The sequence below is a fragment of the Subtercola sp. Z020 genome (genome assembly GCF_002931235.1).
Taxonomy (GTDB): Bacteria; Actinomycetota; Actinomycetes; order Actinomycetales; family Microbacteriaceae; genus Subtercola.
The window spans coordinates 1-17327 of the sequence record NZ_PSTT01000087.1 but is presented as its reverse complement, the minus strand read 5'-3'; the positions used below and the strand labels follow the sequence as shown (position 1 = coordinate 17327).

Here is a 17327-nt window from a genome sequence, read left to right as displayed (position 1 = left end):
TCGCCCCGGCGAACAGCGGCACCTGGATGACGGCATAGGCGAACAGGAAGCCCTCGAGACCGTCGGCGACGACGGTCGTGCCGTTCCAGAGCGCGTGCAGCAGCATCGCGCAGAACAGCCCGAGCAGGAAGAGCCCGGCGGCCGGCCAGAAACCCCGCCTGCGTGAGGCCAGGCCGAGCGCGATACCCGTGCAGGCCGTGAACATGACGTGCGCGAACGGCCCCATGATGCCCCGGAGCGCGAACGTCACCCCGAGCGAGACGCCGCCGCCCTCGACGAGGGACGAGCCGAAGTAGAGGATGTTCTCGGTGAACGCGAACCCGCCGGCGACCGTCGCCGCGTAGACGAGCCCGTCGACCGGCCCGTCGAACGTGCGTCGCAGCACGAGGAAGATCAGCAGCACCCCGAGCCCCTTCGCCGACTCTTCGACGAGCGGCGCCTGCACGACTGCGCCGAACGTGTCGCTCGGCAGGGCCTGCCCGTCGCTGGCGGCGTAGACGAACAGTTGCACCCCGGCGTCGACGAGGAGCGCGAGGGTGACGGAGGCCGCGGCACCCCAGAGGAGGGCGAACCAGAGGGCTCCACGCGGCTCCGGCTCCCACCGGTCGATCAGCCGCACGACGAGCAGAACCGCCGTCAGCGGAACGAGCGCGAGAAGACCACAGATGAGGGCGGCAGCCGGCCCGACCGAGAGCACCACGTAGCCGATCACCAGGAGAAACAGGAAGCTGAGCACGCAGATCGCGACCACGCCGAGAACGAAAGCCGTGCTGACCGGCCTGCGTCGCGCACCGGCTTCGGGCGTGGCAGCGTAGACGGGCGTGGCAGCCTGCGGGTGGTCGGGCTGCGGGCGATCGGGCTGCGGGCGATCGGGCTGCGGGCGATCGGGCCGGGGCTGGTCGGGCTGTGCGGGAAGACCTGTCGTCATGATGATTCCTCAGATGGGCGGCGGTTCCACTCTAGCCGGGTACGGCCGGGCGCACGAGCCGTCGACCGAGCGCGAGACCTCCACATCAACTGTTCCCGGGTAAAATTCCTGCATGAGCGATTCCGAGGGCCGCGCGCCCGGCGCACCCGAGCCGGAGAAGGAACGGCTCGAACGCAACTGGAGCGAGATCCTGCAGGAGCTGCGCGTCATCCAGACCGGCACCCAGATTCTCACCGGGTTTCTGCTCACTCTTCCGTTCCAGGCGCGGTTCGCCGACCTGACGGCCTTCCAGACCGGCCTCTACCTCGCGCTCGTCGTCGGCGCGGCCCTGGCCACCGCCCTCGCCCTGGCCCCGGTCAGCGTGCACCGCGCCCTCTTTCGTCTCGGGGCGAAGAAACAGATCGTCACCATCGGCAACCGCCTGGCCATCGTGACCCTGGCGGTGGTCTCGCTCGTGCTGACCGGAACCGTGGTCTTCGTCTTCGACGTCGTCGGCGGCGACACGGTCGGGCTGCTCGTCGGCATCGTCGCGCTGGTCGTGCTGGCCGCCCTCTGGGTAGCCCTGCCGCTCGCGGTGCGCCGACGCAGCGCGCGGGAGGCCCGCGGCGGCCGCCCGACGGAGACGGCCGACCGGTGACGGCAGACGACGAGACGCTCAACCCTCTCGCCGGCATCGCGAACCCGGGCCTCCGGCACCGCAGCAGCCATGCCGAATACCGCGAACTCGACCGCCGGGCCCTCTTCTATGCGGCCCGTCGCACCTATCACGGCTTCTTCCGCCACCGCGGCATCGACTCGGGCGCCGCCCTCACGTTCTATGCGGCGCTCGCCGTCTTCCCCTCCGTACTGGCGGTCGTGTCTGTCGTCTCACTCCTCGACCCCCGCGGCGACGTCGTCAAGGTGATTCTCAGTGTGATCGACTCGTTCATTCCGCAGGCGACACTCGACACGACGAGGCTCGCTCTCGAACAGTTCACCCAGATGCCCGATCCGGTGATCACGCTGGTCGCCGGCTCCGCCCTGACCCTCTGGACCGTCGGCAGCTACGCCACGGCGTTCGGCCGGATGGTGAACTCGGTCTACGAGATCGAGGAGGGCCGGCGCTTCTTCAAGCTGCGCCTGCTGATGCTGATCGAGGCCCTCGCGCTGATCGTGATGCTCTTCGCCATCACCGTCACGATCATCATCACCCCCAGCATCGCCGGCACCATCGTCTCGTCGATGCACTGGCCGCCGATCGCGGCCGATGTGTGGAACGTGCTCAAGTGGCCGGTGCTCGCCCTGCTGGCCGTCTTCTCGGTGGTGGTGCTCTACTACGGCACCCCGAACATCCGCCGGCCGCGCGTGCGCTGGCTCTCGCTCGGCGCGACGTTCTCGATCGCGGCCTGGGCCCTCACCACGGCCGGGTACTCGATCTACGTCTCGAACTTCGCCGCGTACGACCAGTTCTACGGTCTGCTCGGCGGTGCCATTTTGACGCTGATCTGGCTGTTCCTGTCGAACCTGGTGCTGGTGATCGGCGTCGAGGTGGATGCGGAGCTCACGCGGGCGCGTGAACTCCTCAAGGGCGTCGAGGCCGAGCAGAGCATCCCGATCGTTCCGCGCGACCTGCAGCGGAACGTCATTCTCGAACGGCGGCTCGACCACGACATCAGCGAGGGCAGGGAGATCCGCACTCGGGCGGTGGAGCTGGCCGACCCCGACTACGAGATCTGAGCCACGCGCCGCCCGGGCAGGCTTCTCGGGTCAGTCGAGGTCGGGCTCGCCCGGGTTCAGCACGGCTTCGGCATCGGCGCTGACCACCGACGGCCCGGCCTCGCCGCCCTGCGCGAGAGCGATGTCGGCCGCTCCCACGATCGGTATCGAGCTCGTGATCGTCTCGAGGCCGGAGAGCCGCGCCGGGGAGAGCAGTTTGGTGACGCGTTCCCGGGTCATCAGGTCGGCCTCCACCACCAGGTCGGCGATGTTCCGCCCAGTCAGCAGCGCCGTCTTCGCGAGCGCCGACGACGCTGAGTAGCCGATGTACGGCGTCAGTGCCGTCACCACACCGACCGAGGTCGACACGAGCCGGTCGAGCCGCTCGACGTTCGCCGTGATGCCGTCGATGCAGTTGACCCGCAGCGTGTAGCAGCCCTGGGTCAGCCAGGCGAGGCTCTGCAGCAGGGAGTGGGCGATCACCGGCTCGAAGGCGTTCAGCTGCAGTTGGCCGCCCTCGGCCGCCATCGTCACGGTGACGTCGGCGCCCGCGACCGAGAACGCGATCTGGTTGACGACCTCGGGGATCACCGGGTTGACCTTGCCCGGCATGATGCTCGACCCGGCCTGCCGGGGCGGCAGGTTGATCTCGCCGAACCCGGCCTGGGGGCCGCTGGAGAGCAGGCGCAGGTCGTTGCAGATCTTCGAGAGCTTGATCGCCGACCGCTTCAGGATGCCCGACAGCTGCATGAACACACCGGCGTCGCTCGTGGCCTCGATGAGGTCGGGCGCCGTCACGTACTCGAAGCCCGTCAGCTCACGGAGGTGCCGCCGCACCGAATCGGCGTAGCGTGGATCGGCTGTGATGCCCGTGCCGATGGCGGTGGCTCCGAGGTTGATCTCCCAGAGCAGCGGTACCGTCTCCTCCATGCGGTCGTTGTCTTCGCCGAGGGTGGTGGCGAAGCCGTGGAACTCCTGGCCGAGCGTCATCGGCACCGCATCCTGCAGCTGGGTGCGGCCGATCTTCAGCACGTCGTTGAACTCCACGCCCTTCCGCCCGAAACTCTGCCGCAGGAGGTCGTGTTCGACGAGCAGGTCGTTCAGGCCGAAGCACAGCGCCAGTTTGACCGCGGTGGGGTACACGTCGTTCGTGCTCTGGCTGCGGTTCACGTCGTCGAGGGGATGCAGCAGGTCGTAGCGGCCCTTGGCCTCCCCCATCAGTTCCAGGCCGATGTTGGCGAGTACCTCGTTGGCGTTCATGTTCGTCGAGGTGCCGGCACCGCCCTGGATCACGCCGACGACGAACTGGTCGTGGTACGCCCCGTTCCGCACGAGCTTGCACGCCTCGTCGATGACGCGGGCCTTCTCGGGCTCCAGCACGCCGATCTCGGCGTTCGCGCGCGCCGCAGCCTGCTTGACGATCACGAGCGCGTCGACGAGGTCGGAGTACACCGAGATGGGTCTGCGGCTGATCGGGAAGTTCTCGAGCGCCCGGGCAGTGTGGATGCCCCAGTAGGCGTCGAACGGGATCTCGGCCGACCCGATCGAGTCCGTCTCGGTTCTCGTCAGGGGTGTGTCGGCAGGGGTCGTGTCGGTGTCGGTGTCGGTGTCGGTGTCGGAAGGGATGGTCGCGTCGTCGGGGTCGGTCTTCAGCACCCCCATGACGTTACTCGCCTCGTGCCCATCTCTGAGGATTCCACGGATGAACGCATCTTTCTTCTGCGTGAAGGGTGGTTACACGGAGATCAGCTGCGCCGGGCGAAGTCGATCCTGCGCCCGATGGGCCGCTTGGCCTCATACGTCGGCCAGCCGGCATCCGGAACCCCTTCGCGGGCGAAGCGCGCCCACTGCCGCTGCACGACGACCCCGAAGGCTTCGAGGTCTGACCAGGCCGTACCGCCGAGCATCGGCGAACCGCGCCAGAACCGCTCGTCGGCCCAGACGAAAGGCAGGTCGATGCAGTGGCAGGCACCCCACGGCGTACCCTTCGGGCGCCAGTCGAAGCGGTAGGTGTACACCGTGCCTCCGCTCTCGGCCAGCAGTTTCGCGAGCGCGAGCGCGGGGGCGCCGAAGACGCGCCGGGTGAGCTCGGCGGCCACTGGCACGGTCGCCGGGCGGAGGATCGCGGATTCCTGCGCCCTGCGGAGGGCGGGCACCGACTCGAAGAACGGGGTGAAGTCGTCTCGGGCGTAGCCGATCAGCACCTCGACCTCTGCGGCGCGTTTCGCCAATCGCTCCGACCGGTCGGCCGTCGACGCCACGGGCCAGACGCCGGGCGTCGGGGCGTAGGGCATCCCCACGCTCAGGCGGTCGCCGGTGATGCCGCCCGTGGCTTCGAGTTGCGCCGCGATCAGCTGCTCCTCGGTCGCCGTCGCCGGCGTCACCCCCGGCTCGAGCGCCGCGAGAACGTTCCGGCCGAGCTGTTCCGCGATGGCCTCCCGCCCCTTGTCGAGACCGAGCGGCGCACTCTGCACGATCACGCGCGTATACAGGTGGTCGGCCTCCGGCATCGCCAGCAACTGCACGATCGAGTCGGCGCCGGCCGACTGGCCGAACAGGGTGACCCGCTCAGGGTCGCCGCCGAACGAGGCGATGTTGTCGTGCACCCACTGCAGCGCCATCAGCTGGTCGCGCACCCCGAGGTTGGCCTCTGCGACCCCCGGGAGCGGCAGGTAGCCGAAGACGCCGAGCCGGTAGTTGATGCCGACCACGATGACGTCGCCGTTCCGAACGAGACGGGAGGGGTCGTAGATCTCTCCCCCGCCCGACCCGTTGACGTACGAGCCGCCGTGGATCCAGACCATGACCGGCTTCGGCGCGTCGGGTGTCGCGTCGGCCGGGGCCGTGATGTTCAGAAAGTGGCAGTTCTCGCTCATCGGCGGGATGCGCTTGGGCTGGGCGAGGATCACCATCCCGAATCGGGGCTGCGGGCACGTCGGCCCCTCGACCAGTGCCTCGCGCACCCCGGTCCACGCCGGCTCGGCCACCGGAGGGGCGAACCGGTCGGCGCTCGCGTAGCGGATGCCCCGGAAGCGGAGCAGGTCGCCCTCTGCCGACCCCCGCAGGGTTCCGTTCGGCGTCTCGACGTCGACGCGCGGCCCGGCGCCGGGCGCGCGCAGATACAGTTCGGTGGCCTCGTCGGTCATCGACCCGCCAGAACGTCTTCGAGGGTGCGGGCCGGATGCCCGGTCAGCCGTTCCACGTCGCCGGTCACCTTCTCGAGCTCGCCGTCCCGCACCCCGGTGTAGGTGCTGACCCACGCGTCGACCATGAAGGCCGGCGCGCCGAAGTGCGCGCGGGAGGCGTACGCCTCCTCCACCGTCTCGTCGACGAAGGTGAGCGGCCGGCCGGTCACCGCCCGGGCGCGCCTCGCGACGTCGCCGAAACTGATCGCCTCGCGACCGGTCAGTTCGTAGACGGCGCCCCGGTGGGCCGCCGGATTCTGCAGAACGAGCGCCGCGACATCCGCCACATCGTCGCGGGCCACCGCGGCCATGCGCCCCTCACCGGCCGGCCCGCGGATGACGCCGTCGGCGTCGGCCCACTGCGGCAGCAGATCGAGGTAGAAGTTGTCGCGCAGGAAGGTGTAGTCGACCCCGCTGGCGCGGATGACCTCTTCGGTCTCCCCGTGGTCGCGAGCGAGGGTGAACGAGGCGTGCGGCCCCGCCCCCACGAACGAGGTGTAGACGATGTGGCCGACCCCCGCCTCGATGGCCGACTGCACGAACTGCACGTGTTCCGCCACCCGGTCCGCTGACTCGGCGGCCGACACCATGAAGAGAACGTCGACACCCTCGAGCGCAGCGCGGGCGGCGTGGGGGTCGCGGTATTCGGTCACCCCGACGGTCACGTCGAGCGAGTCGAACGTGGGCGCCCGGGAGGCGTCACGCACGATCATCCGGAAGGCCCGCCCCACGGCGTCGAGACGGGATGCCACGCCCCCACCGATGCGGCCTGTCGCACCGGTCACCCCGATCGTCAGGGCGGGGGTCTCGGGCGTCGGGCTGTCTGTCAGAGTGTTTCCTGTCATCCCAGAAACCCTACGCCGTGCGCTGCAGCTCCTCGCTGCGGCGGATCTCCTCGATGAGCCGCAGCACATCGAGGGCGTCGCGCGGGTCGACCGGCAGGGGCTCCCCCGAGACGAGCGCCGCGGCCAGCTGGCGGTAGAAGCCGCCGTAGTCACCCCGGGCGGGTTCCACAGGCACCAGACCGCCCTGCTGCCCGTCGACGCCGAGCACTCCCCACGCCTCACGGGGTTCGACGCCGAAGCCCTCGTCGGTCGGCAGCGCCCCACCCTTCAGCGCAGCCTCCTGCCCGTCGAGCCCCCACTTCGTATAGGCGCTCTCACGACCGAGCACGTGGAAGCGCGCTCCCTTCTGGGCGGCGAGCGAGTTCATCCAGAGGTGGCTGGTCACCCCCGAACGGTGCTGCAGCGCAACGAAGGCGTCGTCTTCTGCGGAGGATCGCGGATGCCGGGTCGCGAGCTCGGCGGTGACGCGATCGACGGGGCCGAACAGCCGGAGCGCCTGGTCGAGCAGGTGTGTGCCGAGATCGAACAGGATGCCGCCGCCCTCTGCCGTCGTCGCCTCCGCCTTCCACGACCGCGCTCCCTCAGGCTTGAACCACTCGAACCGCGACTCGAACCGGAACACGTCGCCAAGGGAACCGTCGCCCAGCTCGCTGTCGCCGATGATCGCCTGCAGGGTGAGGAAGTCGGCATCCCACCGTCGGTTCTGGAACACGGTCAGGGGCACCCCGCGCTCGGCGGCGAGTGCCACCACCTCTTCGCCCTCGGTCGACGAGACGGCGAAGGGTTTGTCGACCACGACCGCGAGACCCGCCTCGATCGCCCTGACGGCGAGATCGCGGTGGGTCGCCGGCGGAGTGCCGATCACCACGAGGTCGAGGTCGAGCGACCCCTCGGCGACGGCGGCGAATACCTGCCCGGCAGAGTCGACCACGCGGGCGCCCGGGTGCAGGCGCCGGGCCTCGGCCTGCCGACCGGCGTCACCGGTGACGATAACGCTGAGCTCGAAACTGTCGTCTGCAGCGAGGAAGGGGGCGTGGAAGACCCGGCCCGACAGCCCGAATCCGAGCACAGCCGTGCGGATCGGGGCCTCAGCAGGGGGTGGGGTGTAGTTCATTCAGCAACACTAACGAATTCGGAATACTCCCACAGAGCTCACGGTTGCCCCCAAGGTGACTGATCCCGAAAACCGCCCTTCGGGCATCCTGACCGCGCGCGAGAAGAAGCGGCTCACCCGCCCCGAGAACGAACGGGCCATCATCTTCACCCTGGCCTTCACCGGTCTCATCGCCGCTTTCATGCAGACCCTCGTCACGCCCATCGTGCCGCAACTCCCCCAGCTGCTGAACACCAGCCCCTCCGACGCGACCTGGGTGCTCACGGCGACACTGCTCGCCGCCGCCATCTCGACGCCGATCAGCGGGCGCCTCGGCGACATGTACGGCAAGCGCCGCATCGTCATGGTGCTGCTCGTGCTGCTCCTGGTCGGCTCGGTCATCTCTGCGCTGTCGAACGAGATCCTGCCGATGATCCTCGGACGGGTGCTGCAGGGCACCGGGCTCGGCGTGATCGCGCTCGGCGTGAGCATCCTCCGCGATGTGCTGCACCCGAAACGCCTCGGCGGCGCGGTCGCCCTGGTCAGTGCGACGCTCGGCATCGGCGGCGCCGTCGGTCTCCCCATCTCCGCCCTCATCGCGCAGAACCTCGACTGGCACGTGCTGTTCTGGCTGGCGACGGCCCTCGCGGCCCTGGCGCTGGTCCTCGTCTACACCGTCGTGCCGGTCAGCACCCTCCGTACCGGCGGTTCGTTCGACTACCCCGGGGCGGTGCTCTTCGCGATCGGCCTGGTGGGCATCCTGCTCGCCGTGTCGAAGGGCAGCGAGTGGGGCTGGGGCAGCCTGCTGACACTCGGGATGCTCGTGGGCGGCGCCGTGGTGCTCGTTCTGTGGGGCGTGTACGAACTGCGCACCGAGAACCCGCTCGTCGACCTGCGGATCGCGGCGCGACGAGCCGTTCTGCTCACCAACCTGGCGTCGATCACCGTCGGATTCGCTTTCTTCGCCAGCGCCGCCGTACTGCCGCAGCTGCTCGAAGCGCCCACGACCACGGGCGTCGGCCTCGGCCAGACGCTGCTCGTCGCGAGCCTCGCCCTCACGCCGAGCGGCCTGGTGATGTTCTTCCTCTCCCCGGTCGCGGCCCGCCTGAGTGCCGCACGCGGCCCGCGCACGAGCCTGGTGATCGGCGGCGTCTTCATCGTCATCGCCTACGCACTGGCGATCGGCCTGATGACCGAGGTGTGGCACGCCGTTCTGATCGCCACGGTGGTGGGAATCGGCGTCGGTTTCGCCTACGCCGCCATGCCGACGCTCATCATGCGCGCGGTGCCGGCCAGCGAGACGGCGGCGGCGAACGGACTGAACTCCGTGATGCGGAGCCTCGGCTCCACCGTGGCTGCTGCGGTGCTCGGCCTGGTGCTCGCGTCGAGCACCGTCGTCTCGAACGGCCACGCCATCCCGACGGCCTCGGCCTTCCAACTGTGCTTCCTCATCGCGGCGGTCGTCGCTCTCGCCGGCACCGTTCTGGCCTTCCTGATCCCGCGGCACGAGCCGGCCTCCTCGACGGCCAGCATCCCGGTGGTGCAGAAGTCGTCGGAGCCCGTCGCTGTCAACTGACTCCCCCGACCCCGACCTGCTGCGTAGGGTGGTGAAACATGGAAACCCCTGAGCTGCTGCTCATTCTGGCGGGGTCGCTCGTCGTGAGCGCCTTCGCCCGCTGGCGCGGCTGGCCCGCTCCGCTGCTGGTCGTCGCTGTGGCGCTCGGGGTGTCGTTCATCCCCGGCGTTCCCGTCGTCGAGATCGACTCCGAGATCGTTCTGACGGTCATCCTGCCGCCGCTGCTCTTCTCGGCGGCGCTCGACGTCTCGTTCCAGAACTTCACGCAGAGCCTCCGGCAGATCCGCCGGCTCGGCATCGGCCTCGTCATCGTGACCGCCCTCGTGGTGGGGCTCGTGGCGTGGTGGATCGTGCCGGCCCTCACCCTGCCGGGCGCCCTGCTGCTCGGGGCCGTGGTCTCGCCGCCCGACGCCGTCTCTGCATCGTCGATCGGCCGCCGGCTCGGCCTGCCCCGCCGGGTGATGACGGTGCTCTCGGGCGAGAGCCTCATCAACGACGCCGCCTCGCTCACCCTGTTCAAGGTGTTCGTCGCGATACTCGCCGGTTCGGCGATCAGCTTCGGTGGTGTGCTCTGGATGTTCGTGGTCGCCGTTGTGGTGGGCCTCGCGGTCGGTCTGGTGATCGGCATCGTCGTGCAGTTCGTGCGCACCCGCCTCGGCGACTCCCTCGTCGGCACCACCATGGGCCTGCTCGTTCCGTTCGCCGCGTACGCCGCCGGGGAGGCGCTGGGTGGATCGGGCGTGCTCGCCGTCGTCGCCGCCGGGCTCTACATCGGGTACAACTCGCCGAAGACCGGCTACCAGACCCGCTTGCAGGAGCGACCCGTGTGGGCCTCGATCGACCTGCTGCTGGAGGGTTTCGTCTTCGCGCTGATCGGCCTGCAGGTAGCCGATGTTGTGACAGACGTGGCGTCGAGCGACCTGGGGCTAACGCGCTCCGCGGTTCTCGCCGGCGCGGTGTTCCTGGTCGTGATCCTGGTGCGGCCCGCATATGTGTTCGCGACCTACTACCGCACGAAGGGGCAGCGGCGCCTGCTCAAGCGGCTGCCGGGCATCCGGAACCTGCCCGTCATCCGCAGGGAGGCCGACCGGCTGCAACCGCAGTTCAGCCGGAGCGAACTCATCGTGGTCTCGTGGACGGGGATGCGCGGAGTGGTCACCCTCGCTGCGGCGGCCGCTGTGCCGTCGATGATCGCGTCGGGTGAATTTCCCGGGCGGGAGACGATCAAGCTCGTGGCGTTCGTCGTCACGGTCGGAACCCTTCTGCTGCAGGGACTCACGCTGCCCTGGGTCATCCGGCGCCTCGGAGTCATCGACGACGAGCAGGAGGAACGCGACGGTGAGCAGGAGGTGCGCATCTTCGAGCTCACCGTTCGCCAGACGAACGACTACATCGACCAGCACCGCGAGCAGTGGGGCAAGCGCTACGGCTTCGATGAGCTCGACGAGTCGATCGCCATCGTGAAGCGGCAGTACGAGCGGCAGGTGACCGTGCTGCTCGAAGAGAACGACCTCGACCAGCTCGACATCGACGCACCCGACCTCGACACGGCAGAGGTGGAGAAGCCGCACTTGAGCGGGCCGCAGCTGACCGAGTTGCGGCGTGAACTCATCGACTACCGGCGGAGCATCGTGCTGCAGCAGCGGAATGCCGGTGAACTCGACGAGGAGGTCATGCGGAGCGTTCTGCAGGGGCTCGACGCCGAAGAGCTCGCCCTCGACACGTCGACGGTCACGCGGAACCGTTCCTGACGCCGACCCCGACGGTGCCGGAGCGCGGTATCGTGGGCCTCGATGAGTGCTGAGGCAGGGCAGGGCGGCGAGCCGCGGCGCGCGAGCGCGGCCTCGTGGGCGATCGAGCACGTGCCCTTCACGCGTGGGCTCTACACGGCCAGGCGACCCTCCGGCCTCACCGCCGACGAGCCCATGCTGGCGGCACCGCTCGACGCGGTACGCCTGCGTCACGTGCGCCAGAAGAGTGCCGCCGGTGACGAGTCGCTCCCCCTCGTCGTGTTCTTCCCGGATGCCCGCACCGTCGCCCAGCGCGGCCGGCGGAGCGGCGACGGGCTGGCCTCCACCCTCGCCGCCCGGCTCCCCCTCGGCGTCACGACGGTGCAGATCCCGGAGTCGGTGATCGACGACAGGGAGGCGGCCTGGCAGGCCTACCTGGCGGCGGTGGCCGAGCATCCGACACTGAAGATCGCGATGCTGGGGGTCGGCACCGGTGGGGCGCTCGCTGCGCGCACCGCGATGCGGGCACGCGACGAGCCGCCGCCCGGTGTGCCGCCGCTTCTGCGGCAGGCGCTCATCTCCCCCGACTTCAACCTGCTCGTGGGGCCGCCGGCCACCACCTCCGCCCTCCGCACATCGCTCGTCGCGCTCGTCGCCGAGCTGCCCGCCACGCTCGTGCAGCAGTACGGTGCGCGGGGCGCCAGCCGGCTCGACCCGTCACAGAACCTGCCCGAACTGCTCCGCGAGGCGGGTGTCGCGGTGCGTTCGATCGAGTACCCGCCCTCGCGGCTCGACTGGACGGAGTACCCGCGAGCGGTACGCAGCGCGCCGCGGGCCCTCGACGACCTCGTGGCGTTCTTCGAGCGGGGTATTGTGGCCGATGGTTTCGATGTCGTTCCTGCGTGGAACCTGCACTGACCGAGCCGGAGGAATCCTGTGACCGACACCAGCACTGCCGGCACCGCCGGCACCGCCGGCACCGCCCGCACTACCGACGCCACCGGCACCACCGGGACCACCGGCACCACCGACTCCGACTCCGAGCCGGCCCATCACGTCGTCGCCGACCCGGCTGAACGCCGCGGCGGCCGCGTGCGGCAGTGGCTGCTGCAGGGCCTGGTCGACCAGTCCGGCCGCTACCAGGGCTCGTACGGGGTGAAGGTCGAGAAGACGCACTCCTGGTGGCGCGTCATGTGCCTCACCGGCGTGGACTACTTCTCGACCCTGGGCTACCAGCCGGCCATCGCAGCCCTGGCCGCAGGCCTGCTCTCCCCGTTCGCCACCATCGTGCTTCTGCTCCTCACCCTCTTCGGCGCCCTGCCGGTCTACCGCAGGGTCGCCCGCGAAAGCTTCAAGGGCGAGGGCTCCATCGCGATGCTCGAACGGCTGCTGCCCTGGTGGGGCGGCAAGCTCTTCGTTCTGGTGCTGCTCGGCTTCGCCGCCACCGACTTCATGATCACGATCACGCTCTCGGCTGCGGATGCTGCGGCACACGCCATCGAGAATCCGTTCGCCCCGAGCTGGTTCCACGGCAACGAAGTGCTCATCACCCTCGTCCTCGTCGCGCTGCTGGGTGCGGTGTTCATCCGCGGATTCAAAGAGGCCATCGGCATCGCGACCGTGCTGGTGGCGGTGTACCTCGTGCTGAACTTCGTGGTGGTCCTGGTGTCGATCATGCACGTGTTCGAGAACACCGTCGTGATCACGAACTGGTGGGAGGCGCTGAACGCGCAGCACGGCAACCCCCTCGTCATGGTCGGGATCGCGCTGATCGTCTTCCCGAAACTCGCCCTCGGGCTCTCGGGCTTCGAGACCGGGGTCGCGGTGATGCCCCAGATCACCGGCAGCCCCTCAGACACTCCCGAGCAGCCGACCGGTCGCATCCGGGGCACCTGGCGGCTGCTGACGACCGCGGCGCTCATCATGAGCACCTTCCTCATCACGTCGAGTTTCGTGACGACGCTGCTGATTCCGCAGGCCGAGTTCCAGCCCGGCGGCGAGGCCAACGGCCGGGCGCTCGCCTACCTGGCCCACGAATACCTCGGCAGCGCCTTCGGCACCGCCTACGACATCTCGACCATCGCCATCCTGTGGTTCGCGGGCGCGTCGGCGATGGCCGGCCTGCTGAACCTGGTGCCCCGGTACCTGCCGCGGTACGGCATGGCTCCGCAGTGGGTGCGCGCCGTACGCCCGCTGGTGCTGGTGTTCACGGGGATCGCGTTCATCATCACGCTGGCCTTCAAGGCGAACGTCGACGCTCAGGGCGGCGCCTACGCGACGGGTGTCCTGGTGCTCATCACGTCGGCCTCTGTCGCCGTGACCCTGTCTGCCCGGCGCCAGCGCCAGCGCAAGCGCACGATCGGCTTCGGCATCGTCGCCCTCGTCTTTCTCTACACGACGGTCGCCAACGTGTTCGAACGGCCCGACGGTGTGCGCATCGCTGCGCTGTTCATCCTGGCGATCCTCGTGGTGTCGCTGGTGTCCCGCGTGCAGCGGTCGTTCCAGCTGCGGGCGACCTCCGTCACGCTCGACGAGACGGCGCTCGGCTTTCTGCGGGACGATGCCGAGCGGAAGACCATCCATCTCATCGCCAACGAGCCCGACGACGGCAGCGCGCTCGAATACCGCATCAAGAACAAGGAAGAACGCCACGACAGCCACATCCCGAACTCGGCGAAGATCATCTTCATCGAGGTGTACCCCGCCGACTCGTCGAACTTCGAAGAAGACCTGGTGGTGCGGGGCGTCACGAAGCACGGCTACCGCGTGCTGGAGGTGCGGAGCGGCAACGTGCCGAACACTCTCGCGGTCGTGCTGCTGACCATCCGCGACGAGACCGGTGTCGTTCCCGAGATCTACTTCGAGTGGACAGAGGGCAACCCGGTGTCGAACATGCTGCGCTTCCTGATCACGGGCAGCGGAGAAGTGGCGCCGGTGACCCGGGAGGTTCTGCGCGAGGCCGAGAAAGACGTGAAGCTCCGGCCTGCGGTGCATGTGAGCTGAGCGTAGGATTTCTGCATGAGCGACACGAACACCGACAACGTTTCCGAGAACACCGATGTGCCCGAGAGCAGCGACAAAATCGAGGAGCAGGAGGACCGGCGCGAACAGGCCCAGGTCGACGAATCCCTCGAAGACGCCGGGCTGCTGCCCGTGCCCGAGGCGACCCCGGCCGACGGCCAGGCGCCGGGCGCGTAGGGCTACGCCCCGGGCACCCACTTCTTCGCGGCCCTGAACTGGCCGCGGGCGCGGGCGTAGTCCTCGATGGCGTAGTCCGCCCGCTGCTGTTCCAGGGCGTGCAGGCGGCCGTACCCGAAGGTGTTCTCACCCTGGGCGAACGCCGTCTCCGAGCTGGTCACGAGCAGGGCCTGCAACAGGATGCTGTCGCGGTACTCCCCGAGGGCATCCTGCACCTTCTCCGCCGCGGCGGCCAGGCGCTGGGCCTTCTCGCCGAAGATCGCGGTGTCGCCCGAGCTGACGGCCTCGACGCCGAACCGGAGCCTCCGCGCGGCCTTCCGCACCCGGTGGATGCGCTCATTCCACTCCTCGGCGTTCGCTGCGTCGTTGACGGCCGCCATGCGCTTCTTGACGCGCGCGAAGTCGTGCGCGATCGGCTTGGCCAGCACCTTCGACGCGCGGCCGTCGGCGCGGGGGCCGAAAGCGACGGTCTCGCTGAACGCCTCCAGGGCATCCAGAAGCCGGAAGTAGCGAGGGCTCGACAAGATGCGGTGCAGGTAGCCGAGTGAGCGGTGGTACTCCGCATCCTTCTGGGCCACCAGCCGGTCGAGAACGGCTTCGTGCATGCGCTTCTTCGCCTGGGAGCGCACGAGGTTGCGGGCGCGATCGTGCATGACCTGCGGGTCGCGGGCATCTCCCAGCACCGTGCCGAGCGCGCGCAGCTCGCGTTCGAGGCGCTGGGCCTCGTCGGAGTCGAGCACCGAACGGTAGGTGGCCAGCACGCTCCGCAGGCGGCGAACGGATGCCCGCATCGTGTGCACCGCCCCCGCTTCGTCCTGGCGCACCAGCGGGTCGGCCTCCTTGAGGCGGGCGGTCAGCTCGGCAACGGCGGCTCTCAGCACGTCGCCCGCAGAGCTCTTGGCGCCGCTCGGCCGCCTGCGGGCCGGCTCGGCGAGGGTGTCGCGACCGAGCGCGTGGGCGAGCTTCGAGATGCTGCGGGCCGGGGTGGCGCCCGCGCTCCCGAGCGCCTTCTCGATCGCGTCGAGCAGGGCAGCGCGCTTCTTCGGCGACCCGGGAGCATCGTCGGTGAGCTCGACCTCCCACTCCCGCCAGACCCGCAGCTGGGCCGCCGCCACGTCGCCCGCCGAGACGAGGTCGTCGGCGATCTCCGCGAGCGCCACACCGTTCTCGTCGAAGAGGCAGGTGGTGGTGCGGGTCGTGGTGAGCCGGGCGACGGGCGTGAGGGGTGTGTCGCGCACGTGCACCAGCACCAGGTCGAGCACGGCATCCGGAATCGGCAGTTCGTCGCCGAGCGGCCAGTGCAGCTCGAGGCGACCCTCGTCACCCGGGAGCTTGATGTGCCAGCCCTCGTCGCTGCCGCCCTCGCGCCGGCGCAGCACGATGCGCTGGGCGCCGAGGCGCAGGTCGGCCGTGTCGTAGTAGACCGCGTTCAGGGTGGTGGTCTCGGGCTCGGAGACCGAAGCGATCGACCCGACTCCGGTGAGGTCGGGAACGGCGGCCTGGTCGCCGACCTCGTACTTGCGCTCGATCTCCACATGCACCTGGTGATTCATACCTCCACCTTTCCACATTGTGCCCGCGCGTGACTCTCTCCATAGATCGGTGCCGGTCGGGTGGCTGCGCGGGCGACCCGGCTACGGTTGAGGCATGTCGCTACAGCCCCCCGTCGCACCCACGGTTCCGTTCGAACGCACCCACCACGGCGACACCCTCGTCGACGAGTACGAATGGCTGCGCCAGAAAGACGACCCGGCTGTCATCGCCCATCTCACGGCCGAGAACGCCTACACCGAGCAGCAGACCGCCCACCTCGAACCGCTCCGCCAGTCGGTCTTCGACGAGATCAAGGCCCGAACGCAGGAGACCGACCTCTCGGTGCCGGTGCGTAACGGCGACTGGTGGTACTACACGCGAACGATCGAGGGCAAGCAGTACGGTGTGCACACCCGCGCCCCTATCAGCGGTGTCGACGACTGGACCCCGCCCCGGCTCGAAGCGGGCGTGGCCGTTGCGGGTGAGGTGATCGTGCTCGACGACAACGTCGAGGCCGAGGGCACCGACTTCTACTCGCTCGGCAGTTTCGACACCAGCGCGAACGGTTCACTGCTCGCCTACGCCGTCGACACGGTGGGCGATGAGCGCTACACCCTCCGCATCCGCGACCTGTCGACGGGGGCCGACCTCGCCGACGTCATCGAGAACACCGCGCCCGGCGCCACCTTCTCCCCCGACGGCCGGTACGTCTTCTACCCGACCGTCGACGACGCCTGGCGCCCCGACACCATCTGGCGGCACGAGGTCGGCGGGGGCGGCCCCGACGTCGCCGTCTTCACCGAGCCCGACGAGCGCTACTGGGTCGGCGTGGGGCTCACCCGCAGTCGGCGCTACCTGCAGATCGACATCGGCTCGAGCATCACCAGCGAGACCCGCCTGCTCGACGCCGCGACGCCCGAGGGTTCCTTCGCGGTCGTCTGGCCGCGCGTCGAGGGTGTGGAGTACTCGGTCGAACACGCGGTCATCGCGGGCGCAGCGGCGCCGGCCGACCGCCTGCTCATCACCCACAATGCGACCGGTGAGAACTTCGAGCTCGTCGAAGTGGCTCCGGATGCTCCGCTCGACGCCGCGCGCTGGCGCACCGTGCTGGCGCACAGCCCCGAGGTGCGCCTCGAGAGCGTCGACGCCTTCGCCACCCACCTCAGCGTGGAGTACCGCCGCGATGCCCTCAGCCGCGTCGCAGTCATCCGCCTCGACGGGGCGGCCGACGCGGAGACACCCGCAGCTACCGCGCCCGCCCTCCCCTCCGGCTACGGCCCGCTCGAAGAGCTCCCGTTCGACGAGCCGCTCTTCTCCGTCGGCACCGCCGGCAACCCGGAGTGGACGCAGCCCACCCTCCGCGTCGGCTTCACCTCTTTCGTCACGCCCTCGACCGTCTTCGACTACGTGCTCGAGACCGGCGAACTGCGCCGCTTGAAGCAGCAGCCGGTGCTGGGCGGCTACGACCCCTCGCTCTACACCCAGCGTCGCGCCTGGGCCGAAGCGCCCGCCAGCGCCCCTGCCAGCTCCCCCGCCGACTCCCC

The 17327-nt window shown here is 69.5% G+C and carries 13 protein-coding genes and 1 pseudogene; 8 read left to right on the top strand and 6 right to left on the bottom strand.

Annotated elements, in window-relative coordinates; genetic code table 11:
- Window positions 1-928 (bottom strand): PrsW family glutamic-type intramembrane protease (locus C5B96_RS11305; RefSeq protein ID WP_146078163.1); only part of this gene is annotated, 928 nt, incomplete at its 3' end.
- 112 nt (window positions 929-1040) lie between these two features.
- Between C5B96_RS11305 and C5B96_RS11300 the strand changes: the two genes are divergently transcribed.
- Window positions 1041-1565, top strand: coding sequence for a DUF6328 family protein (locus C5B96_RS11300; protein WP_104245462.1), 525 nt, complete (start codon window positions 1041-1043; stop codon window positions 1563-1565).
- Complete coding sequence (locus C5B96_RS11295) at window positions 1562-2644, top strand: YihY/virulence factor BrkB family protein (RefSeq protein ID WP_158507171.1); 1083 nt, start codon at window positions 1562-1564, stop codon at window positions 2642-2644. The genes C5B96_RS11300 and C5B96_RS11295 overlap by 4 nt, the downstream gene beginning before the upstream one ends.
- 30 nt (window positions 2645-2674) lie before the next feature.
- On the opposite strand, the gene C5B96_RS11290 is transcribed toward C5B96_RS11295, so the two are convergent.
- The 4 genes from C5B96_RS11290 to C5B96_RS11275 all read right to left on the bottom strand — a co-directional run bounded on the left by C5B96_RS11290 (window position 2675) and on the right by C5B96_RS11275 (window position 7767).
- On the bottom strand, window positions 2675-4192 hold the full coding sequence (locus tag C5B96_RS11290) for an aspartate ammonia-lyase (RefSeq protein WP_233189159.1): 1518 nt from the start codon (window positions 4190-4192) through the stop codon (window positions 2675-2677).
- Window positions 4193-4368: 176 nt separating this feature from the next.
- Window positions 4369-5769 (bottom strand): carboxylesterase/lipase family protein, encoded by a 1401-nt coding sequence (locus C5B96_RS11285; RefSeq protein WP_104245460.1) that lies wholly within the window; start codon window positions 5767-5769, stop codon window positions 4369-4371.
- Entirely contained in the window at window positions 5766-6653 is an 888-nt protein-coding gene (locus tag C5B96_RS11280) for an SDR family oxidoreductase (RefSeq protein WP_104245459.1), read from the bottom strand. The genes C5B96_RS11285 and C5B96_RS11280 overlap by 4 nt, the downstream gene beginning before the upstream one ends.
- Before the next feature lie 10 nt (window positions 6654-6663).
- Complete coding sequence (locus C5B96_RS11275) at window positions 6664-7767, bottom strand: Gfo/Idh/MocA family oxidoreductase (RefSeq protein WP_104245458.1); 1104 nt, start codon at window positions 7765-7767, stop codon at window positions 6664-6666.
- A gap of 55 nt (window positions 7768-7822) precedes the next feature.
- Here C5B96_RS11275 and C5B96_RS11270 point away from each other — a divergent pair, with 55 nt between their 5' ends.
- From C5B96_RS11270 to C5B96_RS11245, 5 genes are all read left to right on the top strand, one after another.
- On the top strand, window positions 7823-9322 hold the full coding sequence (locus tag C5B96_RS11270; RefSeq protein ID WP_233189157.1) for an MFS transporter: 1500 nt from the start codon (window positions 7823-7825) through the stop codon (window positions 9320-9322).
- A gap of 38 nt (window positions 9323-9360) precedes the next feature.
- Window positions 9361-11073 carry a sodium:proton antiporter gene (locus C5B96_RS11265; protein WP_104245457.1) on the top strand — a complete coding sequence of 571 codons (1713 nt, stop codon included), beginning with the start codon at window positions 9361-9363 and terminating at the stop codon, window positions 11071-11073.
- A 42-nt stretch (window positions 11074-11115) separates the two neighbouring features.
- A complete protein-coding gene (locus C5B96_RS11260; protein ID WP_104245456.1) occupies window positions 11116-11970 on the top strand; it encodes an alpha/beta hydrolase in 855 nt (284 codons plus the stop codon).
- A gap of 273 nt (window positions 11971-12243) precedes the next feature.
- On the top strand, window positions 12244-14055 hold the full coding sequence (locus C5B96_RS11250; RefSeq protein ID WP_233189158.1) for an amino acid transporter: 1812 nt from the start codon (window positions 12244-12246) through the stop codon (window positions 14053-14055).
- A 15-nt stretch (window positions 14056-14070) separates the two neighbouring features.
- Complete coding sequence (locus tag C5B96_RS11245; protein WP_104245455.1) at window positions 14071-14250, top strand: hypothetical protein; 180 nt, start codon at window positions 14071-14073, stop codon at window positions 14248-14250.
- 2 nt (window positions 14251-14252) lie between these two features.
- Here the strand turns inward: C5B96_RS11245 and C5B96_RS11240 are convergent, their stop codons facing one another.
- Window positions 14253-15803 carry a CYTH and CHAD domain-containing protein gene (locus C5B96_RS11240; protein WP_158507170.1) on the bottom strand — a complete coding sequence of 517 codons (1551 nt, stop codon included), beginning with the start codon at window positions 15801-15803 and terminating at the stop codon, window positions 14253-14255.
- Between the two features lie 94 nt (window positions 15804-15897).
- On the opposite strand from C5B96_RS11240, the pseudogene C5B96_RS11235 reads away from it, so the two are divergent.
- A pseudogene (locus tag C5B96_RS11235) lies at window positions 15898-17327 on the top strand (S9 family peptidase); the annotation flags it as partial.